A 16095-nucleotide genomic window follows, 5' to 3' on the forward strand; every position below is an offset into this window, starting at 1 on the left:
TATGGCTTATCAATCGCAAGACATCATTCGTCGTTCCGCCACTAACGGTTTCACCCCCGCGCCCCAGGCGCGGGACCACCAGGAAGAGGTGGCGAAACTCATCGACGTCACCACCTGTATCGGCTGTAAAGCGTGTCAGGTGGCGTGCTCCGAGTGGAACGACATCCGTGATGAAGTGGGCAATAACGTCGGGGTGTATGACAACCCGGCTGATTTGACCGCGAAATCCTGGACGGTAATGCGCTTCTCGGAAGTGGAACAGAACGACAAACTGGAGTGGCTGATCCGTAAGGATGGCTGTATGCACTGCGCCGATCCCGGCTGCCTGAAGGCCTGTCCGGCGGAAGGGGCGATCATTCAGTATGCTAACGGTATTGTCGACTTCCAGTCCGAGCAGTGTATCGGCTGCGGCTACTGTATCGCTGGCTGCCCGTTCAACGTGCCGCGCCTTAACCCGGAAGACAACCGCGTCTATAAATGTACGCTGTGCGTCGACCGCGTGACCGTGGGGCAAGAACCGGCCTGCGTGAAGACCTGTCCAACCGGCGCCATTCATTTTGGCTCGAAAGAGGATATGAAAACGCTGGCGGGCGAGCGGGTGGCGGAACTCAAAACCCGTGGTTATGACAACGCGGGTCTGTACGATCCGGCGGGCGTAGGCGGTACGCATGTCATGTACGTGCTGCATCATGCCGACAAGCCGAATCTGTATCACGGTCTGCCGGAGAACCCGGAAATCAGCGAAACCGTTAAGTTCTGGAAAGGCGTCTGGAAACCGCTCGCCGCGTTCGGTTTTGCCGCGACCTTTGCCGCCAGCGTCTTCCACTATGTCGGCGTCGGCCCGAACCGTGCGGAAGAGGAAGATGACAACCTGCATGAAGAGAAAGACGAGGTGCGCAAATGAAACGACGTGACACCATCGTGCGCTATACGGCGCCGGAACGCATCAACCACTGGATCGTCGCCTTCTGCTTCGTGCTGGCGGCGGTGAGCGGGCTGGGCTTTTTATTCCCATCCTTCAACTGGTTGATGCATATCCTGGGCACCCCACAACTGGCGCGAATTCTGCACCCGTTTGTGGGCGTGGTTATGTTTGCCTCGTTCATCATCATGTTTTTCCGTTATTGGCACCACAATCTAATCAATCGGGATGATATCTTTTGGGCGAAGAATATTCGTAAGATCGTCGTCAACGAGGAAGTGGGTGACACCGGGCGTTATAACTTCGGTCAGAAATGCGTATTCTGGGCGGCGATTATCTTCCTGGTGCTGCTGCTGGTAAGCGGGGTAATTATCTGGCGTCCGTACTTTGCGCCTGCTTTCTCAATCCCGGTGATCCGATTCGCGTTAATGTTGCATTCTTTTGCCGCAGTAGCGTTAATTGTGGTTATCATGGTGCATATCTACGCCGCCCTTTGGGTGAAAGGCACCATTACCGCGATGGTGGAAGGCTGGGTAACCCGGTCGTGGGCGAAGAAGCATCACCCGCGCTGGTACCGAGAAGTCCGCAAGACAACGGAAAAAGAAACTGAATGAGTATTCGCATAATCCCGCAAGATGAGCTGGGGTCGAGCGAGAAACGTACGGCGGATATAATTCCGCCGTTATTGTTCCCCCGACTCAAAAACGTCTACAACCGCCGCGCCGAACGTCTGCGCGAGCTGGCTGAAAATAACCCGCTGGGCGATTACCTGCGCTTTGCCGCGCTTATCGCGCACGCGCAGGAAGTGGTGCTGTACGACCATCCGCTGGAGATGGATCTGACCGCACGTATTAAAGAAGCGAACGACCAGGGCAAACCGCCGCTGGATATCCACGTGCTGCCGCGTGATAAGCACTGGCAAAAACTGCTGCATTCGTTAATTGCCGAGCTAAAACCCGAGATGAGCGGCCCCGCGCTGGCGGTGATTGAGAACCTGGAGAAAGCCTCAGAGCAGGAGCTGGAGCAGATGGCCAGCGCGCTGTTTACCTCAGATTTTGCCTCCGTCAGCAGCGATAAAGCCCCGTTTATCTGGGCCGCGCTCTCCCTTTACTGGGCGCAAATGGCCAGCTTGATTCCAGGCAAAGCCCGCGCGGAATACGGTGAAGCGCGCCAGTATTGCCCGGTGTGCGGTTCGATGCCGGTCTCCAGCATGGTGCAAATCGGCACCACGCAGGGGCTGCGTTATCTGCACTGTAACCTGTGCGAAACCGAATGGCATGTCGTGCGCGTAAAATGCAGTAACTGCGAACAGAGCCGCGACTTACACTACTGGTCGCTGGAAAATGAGCAGGCTGCGGTGAAAGCCGAAAGCTGCGGCGACTGCGGGACTTACCTGAAGATTCTCTATCAGGAAAAAGACCCGAAAGTGGAAGCCGTGGCCGACGACCTCGCCTCGCTGGTGCTGGACGCGCGCATGGAGCAGGAGGGCTTCGCCCGCAGTTCCATCAACCCGTTCCTGTTCCCGGGGGAAGGGGAATAAGTTCTCTGGTATACCGGCTAGCAATCTACGTTAGCCGGATCATTGCTCACTAACGCAATGCTTGTATAACGTTTCTCGGGTCGTTGGCAATGGCGCGAAGTAACGCTTTGGCTGGCCCTGTCGGTGAACGTCTTCCTTGCTCCCAGTTGCGCAGCGTATCCACGTTGACCGAAATCAGTTCTGCAAACTTAGATTGCGACAACCCAGATGCCTGCCGTATTTCTTTAATCTTCATTGCATCAATATGAAAGGTACGAGAAGGCTCACGGGTCCCTTCAATGATTTCATTCATTTGAGACATACTTTGAGTTAATCGCTCAAATAACACTTTATCCATCTACCACCTCTCATTCAGCATACGAAGCACCGCTTTTTCCTGCGGCGTGAGATCATCTTTAATGCCTTTTTGATAAATCAGAAGCAAGCGAATCTCATACCGTTGACTACGGTGAAAATAGATAATTCGCACGCCACTACGCTTTCCTTTGCCTCGCGATCCCCAGCGCATTTTTCTCAGGCCGCCCGTTTCCTGAATGACATCACCACAATCTGGATGCTGAGCCATAAAAACCTGAAGCTTATGGTATTCATCCTCATCGAGCAGTTTTTTAACATCTTCAGTAAAGAGTTCCGTTTCTATAAATTGCATATTCCCTACGCCATTAGCTTATAGTAGTGAAAATAATCTATACGTCAATGGCGTATAGTATCGTCATTTCACAGTACAAAAATTAAAAACCCAGCGCCAACCGCATTCCATTTTTTGCGAACCTCTATCCAGAATCATCATCCCCTCGTTTCACCACTTTCCATCCCCAACGAACCAGGTTATAAACTGTACATACATACAGTCAAAGGAGCGTTATATGCCACTGGAAAAAGGAATTGCCGAACTGGTCGCTGGGTTTATCGCCGCGGGCCGTCCCTCTTCACGAGAGCAGAATATTGATGATCGGAGAGCGGGTTATATTGCCAGCACGTCGCTGGCGGGCGAGAAAGAGATTCGCGTAAAATCTGAAGATATCGTGCTGGAAGGGATGACATTTCGCGTCGTTTCGCCGCTAAACGCATCAGGTTCGCTACCCTGTATCCTCTACTATCACGGCGGCTGTTTTGTTAGCGGCGGCTTTCTGACTCATGACCCCCAGCTACGGCAACTGGCCTGGAAAAGCGGCTGTAAGGTGATTGCCATTCAGTATCGCCTTGCGCCAGAGCACACCTTCCCCGCGGCTCATGACGACGCTGAACGCGGGGCCAATATCGTCCATCAATACGCGGAGCAGTTAGGCATCGATCGTGAACATATCACGCTTGCTGGCGACAGCGCAGGCGGGCACCTGGCATTGGTCAGCGCGCTACGCCTGAAATCCACCGCCCACTGGTCTCCGGCGAAGCTGCTGTTGATCTACCCGATGCTTGACGCTACTGCCAGTTTCCCCAGCTATGCCAGCAACGGGCAAGACTACATCATCACCCGCGACACACTACTATCAGGCTTCGAAATGTATCTCCACGGTACCGACCTCCGTCACCCGGAAGCCAGTCCGATATGGCGTGAAGATTTTGCCGGTTTACCGCCGGTGCATATCCTCACCGCAGAGTTCGACCCACTGCGTGATGAAGGCGAAGCGCTATATCACCGTCTGAACGACCAGGGCGTGGCGTGTACTTGCCAGCGCTATCTCGGTGTCATTCATGGCTTTTTCCAGCTCGCAGGCGTGAGCCAGGCGGCACGAAGCGCCATGCGAGATGTGGCCCGGCGTGTTGTAAGTCCATCAACAGGCAAAATGACCTAAAATTCAATTTTGTTTTCAACTTGAAAACTGGATAACGTTGCGCTAAATTGTTTTCAGGTTGAAAACTTTGTAATGGAACTACATTGTGCATGTTATCAGCCGAAAACCGTTCAATGAAGCGATGCTCATGTATCCAAACCATGAGCTTGCTCTCACTGAGTTGCTGAATGTTCTGGAGAAAAAAACATTCACTCAGCCTGAAGAGATGAAGCGGTATATTCCTTCACTGGATAATTTTAAGTACAGAGATAAATGGTGGGTGATTGATGTTTCTGGTAACAGCCTGAGACTCATTTCCTACATAGATTTCAGGTTACATAAGATATTTGTGAAACATATCGTTTCCCATGCCGAATATGACAAACTGACCGCATATTATCGGGGTAATAAAGAATGAGAACTCATCGTCAGATGGATGCAACCAGCGCAAAAAAGATCGTTGATACCTTCAGCGATGCGGTAAAAAGCGTCCCACTGATGGGGGAAGACCGAAATGACAATGAGTATCGCAGGGCACTAGCGCTAGTGGAGTTTCTGGTCGACCACGACGATCTTGAAAACCCACTATTTGAATTGCTCTGTGCCCGAATCAGTGAATACGAAAAACATGCGCCGGAATTCAAAGCACTCAACCAACACCTGGAGAAAACGCCCCCTGGCGTTTCAGTATTGCGAACGCTCATGGATCAATACGGTCTCAAAGCAGCAGATCTTGCCAACGAACTTGGTTCTAAATCGAACGTCAGCAACATCTTAAATGGCCGCAGAGCACTAACGGTTAATCATATTAAAGCGCTTACACAACGCTTTAAACTACCAGCGGATGCCTTCATCGAGTAGTTGGATATGTCCAGCTACTCCTCCTCATTCCCGCCCTCTTCATACGGGCCGAACGGTTTCGCAGGTAGTACGATATAAATGCCTTCGAAAATTGCCCCGGCGGTCTCGCCGCCCAACAGTTCAACCTGCAGCTGGACACGCGCTTTTTTACCCCGCGCCAGCCTGTCCAAATCACCGCTTAGCGACCCCAAATCAGCCACGGCGTTTGGCTTTCCGCTAATCGGTTTACTGTAGCGAATATGGGCGTCAGCAAGAATAATCGTCCCGCCAAGATGGCGTTCACGGAGCATCAGCCAGATAAGTCCCCATCCGGTCAGCGTCGCCAGGGAGAACAGGCTGCCGGCAAACACCGTGTGATGCGGATTTTGATTACCGGTTTCCGGCATCGTGGTGATAAATTTTTGCCCGGTGTACTGCTGAATGCGCACCCCCATCTTTTCACTCAATGGAATGTGCTCATACCAGGCCTGCTGAAGCTGCCCGCACCAGTCACCGCGATGCAGGATATCATCCAGCGATGCTACCGGTTTAATCATCAGAAAATGGCGGATTGGCGTGGTTGTGGGCGTAGTAATCTCCCCCTGATTGACAAATCCGAGTTTGGCAAAGAACTCAACCGCATCTTCGCGCGCGCTGCAGGTGACGCGCTTAACGCCTTCCTGGCGGGCGACAGACTCCAGGGTCATCGCCATTAATGTCCCCAGCCCTTTATCCTGTACCGAGGGATGTACAGCCATAAAACGAATAGACGCCTCGTTATCTGCATTGATATACAGGCGGCCCACTGCAACTAAATTTCCTTCTTCGTCCACCACCATTTGATGGTGCGCCAACGCATCCCAGCCATCCCGTTCCGACCCTTTCGGCTGGTGCAGCGGTTTACGCAGCATCTCCCAGCGAAACTGGTAGTAACGTTCTAATTCTTCTTCTGTTTGCGGAACTCGAAGGTGATACATAGCCGTACTCTCTCTTGTTATCCGCGGCCACGCCGGAAGCTGACTCATACCTGGAGCCAGAATGTCACGGGACCGTCATTAACCAGCTCAACCTGCATATCGGCAGCGAAGCGTCCGGTTTGCGTGTTTATCGCCTGCTGGCGGCAGCGTTCGACAAAATATTCATAAAGCGCCTGCGCGCGATCCGGCGCAGCCCCGCCGGAAAAGCTTGGTCGCATACCGCGCTCGGTATCTGCCGCCAGCGTAAACTGCGACACCACCAGCACGCTGCCGCCAGCCTGTTGTACATTCAGATTCATCTTACCGTCAGCATCGCTGAAGATACGGTATCCCAGCACGCGCTCGCACAGACGATTCGCTTTTTGTTCGTCATCTTCTTTTTCGACACCCAATAACACCAAAAGTCCTGGGCCGATTTCACCCGTCACCTCGTCCTCCACGGTGACGCTGGCACGGGTTACGCGTTGAATTAATGCAATCATGGTTGGTCAGCTTCTTCTTGTTCTGCGGCTTGTTTGAGTTTTCGGTATTCCCCGAGAGTGACAGTTATTTCTGCGCCAAGCAAGACTATACACCAAGTCCAGTATACCCAGACAAACAGGATAGGGATCACTGCCAGTACGCCATAAATGAGCTGATATGACGGGAACATGGTGATATAAAGCGCGAAACCTTTCTTTCCGGCCTCGAACAGCAACGCGGCGACAAACGCGCCGACAAGAGCGTCACGGTTCGGTACGCGAGTTGTTGGGACAATACTGTAAAGTAACCAGAATGAGATCCACGAGAGCAGCAGCGGAAGGATGCGCAATACATTGTCGATGACCGTATTCAGATCGCTGGCCCAGCGTAAAGAAAGCAGGTAGGAGCTGATCGCCAGGCTGGCGCCAGCGAGAAGCGGGCCGAGCGTGAGGATCATCCAGTACACCGCAAAAGAGTACACTTTTGGCCGTGTGCGTTTGCTACGCCAGATAGTGTTTAAGGCGCTATCAATGGCGTACATCAACAGCAATGCCGTCACAATCAGTCCACAGGCGCCCACCGCCGTCATTTTGTTGGAGTTAGCGACAAACTGCTCAATATAGCGCTGAATCACGTCTCCGGTGGCTGGCATAAAGTTAGCAAAAATAAAATGGCGTAACTGAATGCTGACATCAGAAAACATCGGAAAAGCAGCGAAAAGGGCAAAAACGACGGCAATAAGCGGTACTAAGGAGAGTAATGAGACATAGGCGAGATTTCCCGCCAGAGTCGTCATATTATCCTCATCGATACGCTGCCATAATAGCTTGAGCCAAGCCCGAACATGGCGCGTATGGCGTCCAGCTTTTTGGTGAACGGTTTTTAGCATAACAGCTTCGCGAAATAGTCAGGGATGGTGGTTTTATCCTTCACCAGAATGCTGGTGATCCCCAACTGGTTGGCCCCTTCTATATTATCGGCATTGTCGTCGAAAAAGACCGCATCGGCAGCGGAAAAACCTTCTTTCTGCAGGACGTGCTGATAAATACGCGCTTCCGGCTTACGCATTCCCAAATCCTGCGATAAATAGATATGGTCGGCGGCAGCGCGCACCTCCGGATATTCTTCCGGCCAGAAGTGGGTATGCAGTCGGTTAGTATTGGATAGCACCACCACGCGATGCCCCTGCTCGCGCAGTTTATGCATGATAGCAATCACTTCGGGCCGTAATCCGACAAATACCGCCTGCCAGCCGTGCGCAAATTGTTCATAACTGAGCGATAACGCCATTTCATGACAGAAAGCTTCAGCAAACGCTTCGTCCGTTATCTCACCGCGTTCATGTTGGTGAAAAGTCTCGCCCATCGTAAATTTTTGCTTCAGCGAAGCCAGCGGTACTCGACTCAGGTCGCTCCACACACCTAATACGCGGTTAAAGTCGATGTCGACAATCACATTACCTAAATCAAAGATGTAGAGCATGTCATTCTCCTTGCTAACCGGGGATGAATAACTGTAGCGGGAAAGGAGAGGTTTGACTATGTATCCCTTTATAAATCAATTAACAAAAAGACAATAGAAACGTAGACGATGTTCAATATCGCCTGCATCACAGCGCCGTTTTATTAGCCGGATAAAGCGCTGACGCGACCATCCGGCGCAAGGGCGCTTGTCACGCTGAAACGGCGTCGTCCAGCGAAGGACTCACCTGAACCACTTCGATTTGCTGGGATTGAAGTAAATTCTGTAATGCCGGACCGGGATACTCGTCCGTAAACAGAGCGGTAATCTGTGACACATTGCCGATCTCAACCGCCGCAGAAGCATGGTATTTCGTATGATCGGCGGCCAGCAGAATATGTCGCGAGTGGGCCATCATGGTTTTCACTACGCTGGCTTCGTTGACATCAAACTCCAGTAACGCGCCATCGCTCTCTATCGCGCCTACGCTGGTGACGAGATAGTCCGCCCGGAACCCCGCGACAAACGCCGTCGCGGATGGCCCGATAATGCCGCTATTATGCGGGCGCAGCGTGCCGCCAGGCACCATCACTTCAAAGCGAGGGTTATTATAAAGAATGTGCGCGACGCGCAGGCTATTGGTGATAATGCGCAGATGATTATGGTTGAGCAGCGCGCGCGCCACCTGCTCAACCGTCGTTCCAATCGTGATAAATATCGTGGAGCCATCCGGAATATAGTCAGCCACGGCTTCCGCAATGGCTTTTTTCTCTTGCGTCCAGGAGACCTCTCGCTGCTCAAAGGCGGTATTGACCACACTAGACGCTCTGCCGGCACCGCCGTGATGACGCGTAATCAGCCCCTGCTCGCTTAATTTACGAATATCGCGGCGAACCGTCTGGGTAGAGACCTCCAACAAACTGGCTAACTCATCGATATTCATATAGCCGCGCTCATCAATTAGCATTAACAGCCGATCGTGTCGCGGATTACCGGTCAGTTCGGTAAGACTCATGAGCATTCCTCTAAAAGCTTCCTACTGCTCATATTATACAAAAAGTGACAAGAAAGATCGGGTTTGCTCACAATCAGGGATACCCGCCCGGCCACCCGGGCGCGTACACTTCAGCGCGGCAACGCCGCTGGCGAATCTGACAGCCTCTTCGATGGCGTATCCGCTTGCCAGGCCAAATGCCAGTGCGCCATGAAAAACATCGCCCGCGCCGGTAGTATCCACCACCTCCACGGTAAAACCCGGTTGGTGGCGTACCGCCGCTTTTTCCAACCAGTTGCAGCCTTCACTGCCTCGCGTGACATAGACATGTCCATTTGTGAGCATTTGTGCTTTTTTTAGCGCATCAATGGCTTCACTCATCCCCGTCAGGCGTGCCAGCCCTGGCTCGGAGAAGGCGGCGTGGTCGCTTAACGCCACCAGCTCGCTAATATCCTGTGGCGTAATATCGCCATCAAGAACGGTCATGACGCCAGCCTGACGCGCCAGCGTAAACGCCTGTTTTGCGCCGTCATGCCAGCGCACATCCGCCAACACCACATCCCACTGCGAAAAATCGATGTCGTTAAGCCAGTCGGCGTCAGGTAATAAATCCGGGCTGGGATAATTAACGATAATCCGCTCTCCTTTGGCATCCACCATAATCGCTGACTGCGACGACATGGCCTGCGTGTAGCGGCGGGTATAGCGGGTATTTACCCCCAGGGATTCCAGTTCCGCCAGCAGGCTGTTTCCGGTGTCGTCATCGCCCACACGGCCAATAAAGTCCACCTGCGCGCCCAATTTCGCCGCAGCCACGGCAGCGGTCGCCGCAGGCCCGCCGCCCACTTCCGTATAGCGCTTCGCCACATATTTACCCCCTTCGGTTGGTAATCCTTCCACGTAATAGATGCGATCCATCACGGTAATACCTACACAAGCAATACGAACCATGGTCATTCCTTAAGCATTTGCGATGTACTCATTTTAATTTCACGAAATGTTTAAAAAGTGACGGCTGTCAATTTTTTGACTATAAATTACAAATACGATCACAAACAGACAGAAAAAGGCTCATTAATGACAAAAAATGACACCACCGTGTTCAGGAGAACGATATGGCAGTTATAGCATTTATCGGGTTGGGACAGATGGGCTCCCCTATGGCGAGCAATCTGCTAAAGCAGGGCCATCAACTCAGCGTCTTCGATGTTAATCCCGACGCCGTACAGCGTCTGGTAGACAAAGGCGCGCAACCTGCAAGCAGCCCGGCTCAGGCAACCATCGGCGCTGAATTTGTTATCACCATGCTCCCGAACGGCGATCTGGTTCGTTCCGTTTTGTTTGGCGAGCAAGGCGTTTGTGAAACCCTTTCCCGTGAAGCGCTGGTCATTGATATGTCCACTATTCATCCGTTGCAAACCGATAAGCTGATTGCCGACATGCAGAGCAAAGGGTTCAGCATGATGGATGTGCCGGTAGGCCGGACATCCGACAACGCGATTACCGGCACATTGTTGCTACTGGCAGGCGGTACGGCGGAGCAAGTAGAGCGCGCTACCCCTGTTCTGATGGCGATGGGTAATGAGCTGGTCAACACCGGCGGCCCGGGAATGGGTATTCGCGTAAAACTGATCAACAACTACATGAGTATTGCGCTAAATGCGCTCTCCGCCGAAGCCGCCGTGCTGTGTGAAGCGCTGGGGCTTTCCTTCGACGTGGCTTTAAAAGTGATGAACGGCACTGCCGCAGGCAAAGGGCATTTCACCACCACCTGGCCGAATAAAGTGATGAAAGGGGATCTGTCTCCCGCCTTCATGATCGATCTGGCGCACAAAGATCTTGGCATCGCGTTGGATGTCGCCAATCAACTGCACGTACCGATGCCGCTCGGCGCCGCCTCCCGTGAAGTTTATAACCTGGCGCGGGCCGCAGGCCGCGGTCGGGAAGACTGGAGCGCCATCCTGGAACAGGTGCGCATCAGCGCCGGGCTGACCGCCAACGTAAAAAAGTAACGACTGTATAAAGGAAAATTGAATGAACAACTACACCATCAAAGACATTACGCGAGCGTCCGGCGGGTTTGCCATGCTGGCTGTCGATCAGCGCGAGGCGATGCGTTTAATGTTTGCTGCTGCTGGTGCGAAAACACCCGTTGCCGATAGCGTGCTGACGGATTTCAAAGTGAATGCGGCGAAAATTCTTTCCCCGTATGCCTCTGCCGTTCTGCTGGATCAGCAGTTCTGTTATCGCCAGGCCGTAGAACAAAACGCGGTCGCTAAAAGCTGCGCCATGATCGTCGCGGCGGATGATTTCATCCCGGGCAACGGTATTCCCGTTGATAACGTGGTCATTGATAAAAAAATTAATGCGCAGGCGGTAAAACGGGATGGCGCGAAAGCCTTAAAACTGTTGGTGCTGTGGCGCAGCGACGAAGACGCGCAGCAGCGTCTGGATATGGTCAAAGAATTCAATGAATTATGCCACTCCAATGGTTTGCTGAGCATTATCGAACCGGTTGTACGTCCGCCGCGCTGCGGCGACAAGTTCGATCGCGAGCAGGCGATTATCGATGCGGCCAAAGAGCTGGGCGACAGCGGCGCCGATCTTTACAAAGTTGAAATGCCGCTCTACGGCAAAGGCGCGCGTTCCGATCTTCTTACCGCCTCACAACGCCTGAATGGGCATATCAATATGCCGTGGGTCATCCTCTCTTCCGGTGTGGACGAAAAACTGTTCCCTCGCGCGGTCAGGGTCGCCATGGAAGCTGGCGCATCCGGGTTCCTGGCGGGACGCGCGGTCTGGTCATCAGTGATTGGTTTACCGGATACCGAGCTGATGCTACGTGATGTTTCCGCGCCTAAGTTGCAACGACTGGGCGAGATCGTCGATGAAATTATGGCAAAACGTCGTTAATACGAGGATGAAAGAATGAAATGGTTTAACACGTTGAGCCACAACCGCTGGCTGGAGCAGGAAACCGACCGCATCTTTAATTTCGGTAAAAACGCCGCGGTGCCGACAGGCTTCGGCTGGCTGGGAAATAAAGGGCAAATTAAAGAAGAGATGGGCACCCATCTTTGGATCACGGCGCGTATGCTGCACGTTTATTCCGTGGCGGCGTCGATGGGCCGACCGGGCGCTTATGATCTGGTCGATCACGGCATCAAAGCCATGAACGGCGCGCTGCGCGACAAAAAATACGGCGGCTGGTATGCCTGCGTTAACGATCAGGGCGTGGTGGATGCCTCTAAGCAGGGTTATCAACACTTCTTCGCCCTACTGGGCGCGGCCAGCGCCGTCACGACCGGGCATCCTGAAGCCAGGAAATTGCTGGATTACACCATAGAAGTGATTGAGAAATACTTCTGGAGTGAAGAAGAGCAGATGTGCCTGGAGTCCTGGGACGAAGCCTTCAGCAAAACAGAAGACTACCGTGGCGGCAACGCCAATATGCACGCCGTCGAAGCGTTCCTGATTGTTTATGACGTTACCCATGACAAAAAATGGCTGGATCGCGCTATCAGAATCGCATCTGTCATCATTCATGATGTCGCCAGAAACAACCATTACCGTGTGAATGAGCACTTTGATACTCAATGGAATCCTATCCGCGACTACAACAAAGATAATCCAGCACACCGTTTCCGCGCATTTGGCGGCACGCCAGGCCATTGGATCGAATGGGGTCGTTTAATGCTGCATATCCACGCAGCACTGGAAGCCAGATGCGAACAACCCCCGGCATGGCTGCTGGAAGATGCTAAAGGTTTGTTCCACGCTACAGTACGCGATGCCTGGGCTCCAGATGGGGCAGACGGCATTGTCTACTCAGTCGACTGGGACGGTAAACCTATCGTACGTGAACGTGTACGCTGGCCAATTGTAGAAGCGATGGGGACAGCCTATGCCCTCTATACCTTAACAGGGGATCGTCAATACGAAACCTGGTATCAAACATGGTGGGACTACTGCATTAAGTACCTGATGGACTATGAAAATGGTTCCTGGTGGCAAGAGCTGGACGCCGATAACAAAGTGACCACCAAAGTGTGGGACGGCAAGCAAGATATTTACCATCTGCTGCACTGTCTGGTCATTCCTCGTCTGCCACTGGCGCCGGGCCTGGCTCCAGCGGTCGCGGCGGGTCTCCTGGATATCAACGCGAAATAGGTCATGAGGGTGGCAGCCATGCACAGCGGTGGAAAAACTATTCAGCTTAATGCGGGCCATTACCAGGCGAAAATCGTCACGGTTGGCGCAGGTCTGGCGGAACTGACCCATCATGGACGCCATGTGGTCATCCCGCATAAACCGGAAGAAATACCCATGGCGCATCTGGGGAAAGTATTGATTCCCTGGCCCAATCGCGTGACAAATGGCTGCTACTCCTATAACGGCAAGGTTTTCCAGCTTGCCGTTAACGACCCGGTTTCGCAGACCGCCATTCACGGTCTGTTAGCCTGGCGAGACTGGCAGATTAATTATCAGTCGGCGACGGAAGCGTCGCTAACGATTTTTCTGCCGCCCTCTTACGGCTATCCCTTTGCGTTGATATCGGAAGTGATTTATCGGTTAGATGCCGCCAGTGGGCTGCACGTATTTATTCGTACGCAAAACATTGGCGATGAATCAGCCCCTTATGGCGCGGGCGCACATCCTTATTTGACTTGTAATCTGCAAAGCATCGATAGCTGTGTATTAACACTGCCTGCAAGCGAAGAATTGCCCGCAGGCAGGGATTTTTCCGCATCATGCCTGCTCGGCGAAACGCGCCTTGATCATGCGGTTAAGACCGCGACTACCCCGGCTGAGTGGGAGGTCAGACTTACCAGCCCAACGCAGAACATGTCTACATTTTTACGCAGCAACCAACCCTGGCTACAGATCTATACCGGCGAAAAACTCAGCCGAAAAGGTCTCGCGGTAGAGCCTATGAGCTGCCCGCCCGATGCATTTAATTCCGGGATCGCACTGATTCATCTTGCCCCAAAAGCGATCCATCAACTGCATTTTTCCATCGGCTGCGACTAGCCCAAATGGATTACCGAATTACCCTACATTCACGGAGATTACAATGAATTCTCTACCACAACGGTCAACCGATTTTGAACTGACAACATCACAGGATGGTTTTGCGCTTAACTGGCAGCAGCGCCTGATTTTACGCCACAGCGCCGAAAATCCCTGTCTGTGGATTGGCGCGGGCGTTGCCGACATTGATATGTTTCGCGGCAACTTCAGCATCAAAGACAAACTTAACGAGAAGATTGCATTAACGGAGGCCACGGTCAGCGAGCTACCCGACGGCTGGCTGATACAATTCAGCCGTGGCGCAACAATTAGCGCCACCCTTCGCATCTCCGCCGATGAGGCGGGACGCCTGACGTTGGATCTGCAAAACGACGACCTGCACCATAACCGTATCTGGTTACGCCTCGCGGCTAATCCAGACGACCATATCTACGGCTGCGGCGAACAGTTCTCTTATTTCGATTTGCGCGGCAAGCCGTTCCCGCTGTGGACCAGCGAACAGGGCGTTGGCCGTAATAAAACCAGCTATGTCACCTGGCAGGCAGACTGTAAAGAGAACGCCGGCGGCGACTATTACTGGACCTTCTTCCCCCAGCCAACCTTTGTCAGCACGCAGAAGTATTACTGCCACGTCGATAATAGCTGCTATATGAATTTCGACTTCAGCGCGCCGGAGTATCACGAACTGGCGCTGTGGGAAGATAAAACTACGCTGCGTTTTGAGTGTGCCGACACCTACATCGCCCTACTGGAAAAACTGACTGCGCTGTTAGGCCGCCAGCCGGAGCTGCCGGACTGGGTTTACGACGGCGTCACGCTCGGCATTCAGGGCGGTACGGAAGTTTGTCAGCAAAAACTGGATACCATGCGCAACGCAGGCGTAAAAGTGAACGGTATTTGGGCGCAGGACTGGTCCGGCATTCGTATGACCTCTTTCGGCAAGCGCGTGATGTGGAACTGGAAGTGGAATAGCGACAACTATCCACAACTGGATAGCCGGATCAAACAGTGGAAAGAAGAAGGCGTCCAGTTCCTCTCTTATATCAACCCATACGTCGCCAGTGATAAAGACCTCTGCGCCGAGGCGGCGAAACACGGCTATCTGGCGAAAGACGCCACGGGCGGCGACTATCTGGTCGAGTTTGGCGAATTCTATGGCGGCGTGGTCGATCTGACCAATCCTGAAGCTTACGACTGGTTCAAAGACGTCATCAAAAAGAACATGATCGCGCTCGGCTGCAGCGGCTGGATGGCGGATTTCGGCGAATATCTGCCGACCGACACGTATCTGCACAACGGCGTCAGCGCCGAGATCATGCATAACGCCTGGCCTGCGCTGTGGGCGAAATGTAACTACGAAGCGCTACAGGAGTCCGGCAAGCTCGGCGAGATCCTGTTCTTTATGCGTGCGGGTTATACCGGCAGTCAGAAATATTCCACCATGATGTGGGCAGGTGACCAGAACGTTGACTGGAGCCTTGATGATGGTCTGGCCTCTGTCGTGCCTGCGGCATTGTCGCTGGCGATGACCGGTCATGGTCTGCATCACAGCGATATCGGCGGCTACACCACCCTGTTTGACATGAAACGCAGCAAAGAGTTGCTGCTGCGCTGGTGCGATTTCAGCGCCTTTACGCCGATGATGCGCACCCATGAAGGCAACCGCCCCGGCGATAACTGGCAGTTCGACGGCGACGCGGAAACTATTGCCCACTTTGCCCGCATGACCACCGTCTTTACCACGCTGAAACCGTATCTCAAGCAGGCGGTGGCGCAAAACGCGGCTACCGGTCTGCCGGTCATGCGTCCGCTATTCCTGCACTACGAGAACGATGCCGCAACCTACACCCTGAAATATCAATATCTGCTCGGTCAGGATCTGCTGGTCGCGCCGGTTCATGAGCAGGGGCGTTGCGACTGGACGCTGTACCTGCCGGAAGATCACTGGGTGAATATCTGGACCGGCGAAGCTCACCACGGCGGTGAAATTACCGTGGATGCGCCCATTGGCAAGCCGCCGGTCTTCTATCGCGCGAAGAGCGAGTGGGCTTCACTTTTTGCTTCTTTACGGAATATCTAATACGGCTCGCCCG

Annotated in this window: 19 protein-coding genes; 11 read left to right on the forward strand and 8 right to left on the reverse strand. The window is 53.2% G+C overall.

Features of this window, described 5'->3' with window-relative positions; translation table 11 throughout:
* Position 1: 1 nt before the first annotated feature.
* The 3 genes from fdxH to fdhE are packed head-to-tail and all read left to right on the forward strand — an operon-like array spanning position 2 to position 2462.
* Positions 2–904, forward strand: a complete 903-nt coding sequence (gene fdxH / locus ACLD4K_RS08565) for a formate dehydrogenase subunit beta (protein ID WP_000331361.1) — start codon at positions 2–4, stop codon at positions 902–904.
* Positions 901–1536, forward strand: a complete 636-nt coding sequence (gene fdoI, locus ACLD4K_RS08570) for a formate dehydrogenase cytochrome b556 subunit (protein WP_000829025.1) — start codon at positions 901–903, stop codon at positions 1534–1536. The genes fdxH and fdoI overlap by 4 nt, the downstream gene beginning before the upstream one ends.
* The gene (gene fdhE, locus ACLD4K_RS08575; RefSeq protein ID WP_411011695.1) at positions 1533–2462 is read left to right on the forward strand and encodes a formate dehydrogenase accessory protein FdhE; all 930 of its coding nucleotides are present in this window, start codon (positions 1533–1535) and stop codon (positions 2460–2462) included. The genes fdoI and fdhE overlap by 4 nt, the downstream gene beginning before the upstream one ends.
* Positions 2463–2511: 49 nt before the next feature.
* On the opposite strand, the gene ACLD4K_RS08580 is transcribed toward fdhE, so the two are convergent.
* Positions 2512–2799, reverse strand: a complete 288-nt coding sequence (locus ACLD4K_RS08580) for a helix-turn-helix domain-containing protein (RefSeq protein WP_020838185.1) — start codon at positions 2797–2799, stop codon at positions 2512–2514.
* Positions 2800–3111: a hypothetical protein gene (locus ACLD4K_RS08585; protein WP_023138876.1), complete on the reverse strand. Its 312-nt coding sequence runs from the start codon at positions 3109–3111 to the stop codon at positions 2800–2802. It abuts the gene before it with no gap.
* Positions 3112–3328: 217 nt separating this feature from the next.
* Here ACLD4K_RS08585 and ACLD4K_RS08590 point away from each other — a divergent pair, with 217 nt between their 5' ends.
* The 3 genes from ACLD4K_RS08590 (at position 3329) to ACLD4K_RS08600 (ending at position 5098) form a co-directional block, all read left to right on the forward strand.
* Complete coding sequence (locus ACLD4K_RS08590) at positions 3329–4258, forward strand: alpha/beta hydrolase (RefSeq protein ID WP_411011696.1); 930 nt, start codon at positions 3329–3331, stop codon at positions 4256–4258.
* A gap of 85 nt (positions 4259–4343) precedes the next feature.
* Positions 4344–4655 carry a type II toxin-antitoxin system HigB family toxin gene (locus tag ACLD4K_RS08595; RefSeq protein ID WP_000558166.1) on the forward strand — a complete coding sequence of 104 codons (312 nt, stop codon included), beginning with the start codon at positions 4344–4346 and terminating at the stop codon, positions 4653–4655.
* Positions 4652–5098, forward strand: a complete 447-nt coding sequence (locus ACLD4K_RS08600) for a type II toxin-antitoxin system HigA family antitoxin (RefSeq protein WP_001259009.1) — start codon at positions 4652–4654, stop codon at positions 5096–5098. Before ACLD4K_RS08595 ends, ACLD4K_RS08600 begins: the two co-directional genes overlap by 4 nt.
* Positions 5099–5112: 14 nt before the next feature.
* On the opposite strand, the gene fabY is transcribed toward ACLD4K_RS08600, so the two are convergent.
* From fabY to ACLD4K_RS08630, 6 genes are all read right to left on the reverse strand, one after another.
* Positions 5113–6054 carry a fatty acid biosynthesis protein FabY gene (fabY, locus tag ACLD4K_RS08605; RefSeq protein ID WP_001518251.1) on the reverse strand — a complete coding sequence of 314 codons (942 nt, stop codon included), beginning with the start codon at positions 6052–6054 and terminating at the stop codon, positions 5113–5115.
* 44 nt (positions 6055–6098) lie between these two features.
* Positions 6099–6536 carry a D-aminoacyl-tRNA deacylase gene (dtd, locus tag ACLD4K_RS08610; RefSeq protein ID WP_000560969.1) on the reverse strand — a complete coding sequence of 146 codons (438 nt, stop codon included), beginning with the start codon at positions 6534–6536 and terminating at the stop codon, positions 6099–6101.
* A complete protein-coding gene (locus tag ACLD4K_RS08615) occupies positions 6533–7405 on the reverse strand; it encodes a virulence factor BrkB family protein (protein WP_411011697.1) in 873 nt (290 codons plus the stop codon). Before ACLD4K_RS08615 ends, dtd begins: the two co-directional genes overlap by 4 nt.
* Entirely contained in the window at positions 7399–7998 is a 600-nt protein-coding gene (yihX, locus tag ACLD4K_RS08620; RefSeq protein ID WP_000965696.1) for a glucose-1-phosphatase, read from the reverse strand. The genes ACLD4K_RS08615 and yihX overlap by 7 nt, the downstream gene beginning before the upstream one ends.
* A gap of 190 nt (positions 7999–8188) precedes the next feature.
* Complete coding sequence (locus ACLD4K_RS08625; protein WP_023249108.1) at positions 8189–8992, reverse strand: DeoR/GlpR family DNA-binding transcription regulator; 804 nt, start codon at positions 8990–8992, stop codon at positions 8189–8191.
* Between the two features lie 33 nt (positions 8993–9025).
* Entirely contained in the window at positions 9026–9922 is an 897-nt protein-coding gene (locus tag ACLD4K_RS08630) for a sugar kinase (protein WP_001520529.1), read from the reverse strand.
* Between the two features lie 164 nt (positions 9923–10086).
* Here ACLD4K_RS08630 and yihU point away from each other — a divergent pair, with 164 nt between their 5' ends.
* Genes yihU through ACLD4K_RS08655 form a run of 5 tightly spaced genes read left to right on the forward strand, consistent with a single transcriptional unit; the run spans position 10087 to position 16082 of the window.
* Positions 10087–10983 (forward strand): sulfolactaldehyde 3-reductase, encoded by an 897-nt coding sequence (yihU, locus tag ACLD4K_RS08635; protein ID WP_000268247.1) that lies wholly within the window; start codon positions 10087–10089, stop codon positions 10981–10983.
* A 22-nt stretch (positions 10984–11005) separates the two neighbouring features.
* Positions 11006–11884, forward strand: coding sequence for a sulfofructosephosphate aldolase (gene yihT, locus ACLD4K_RS08640; RefSeq protein ID WP_411011698.1), 879 nt, complete (start codon positions 11006–11008; stop codon positions 11882–11884).
* A gap of 15 nt (positions 11885–11899) precedes the next feature.
* On the forward strand, positions 11900–13141 hold the full coding sequence (gene yihS, locus ACLD4K_RS08645; protein WP_411011699.1) for a sulfoquinovose isomerase: 1242 nt from the start codon (positions 11900–11902) through the stop codon (positions 13139–13141).
* 3 nt (positions 13142–13144) lie between these two features.
* Positions 13145–14002, forward strand: coding sequence for an aldose-1-epimerase (locus ACLD4K_RS08650; protein WP_411011700.1), 858 nt, complete (start codon positions 13145–13147; stop codon positions 14000–14002).
* Positions 14003–14045: 43 nt separating this feature from the next.
* Entirely contained in the window at positions 14046–16082 is a 2037-nt protein-coding gene (locus ACLD4K_RS08655; protein ID WP_411011701.1) for an alpha-glucosidase, read from the forward strand.
* Positions 16083–16095: the final 13 nt, after the last annotated feature.

This window comes from Salmonella sp. 741265055_HSA (assembly GCF_046569525.1).
In the GTDB taxonomy this organism is placed as follows: domain Bacteria; phylum Pseudomonadota; class Gammaproteobacteria; order Enterobacterales; family Enterobacteriaceae; genus Salmonella; species Salmonella enterica.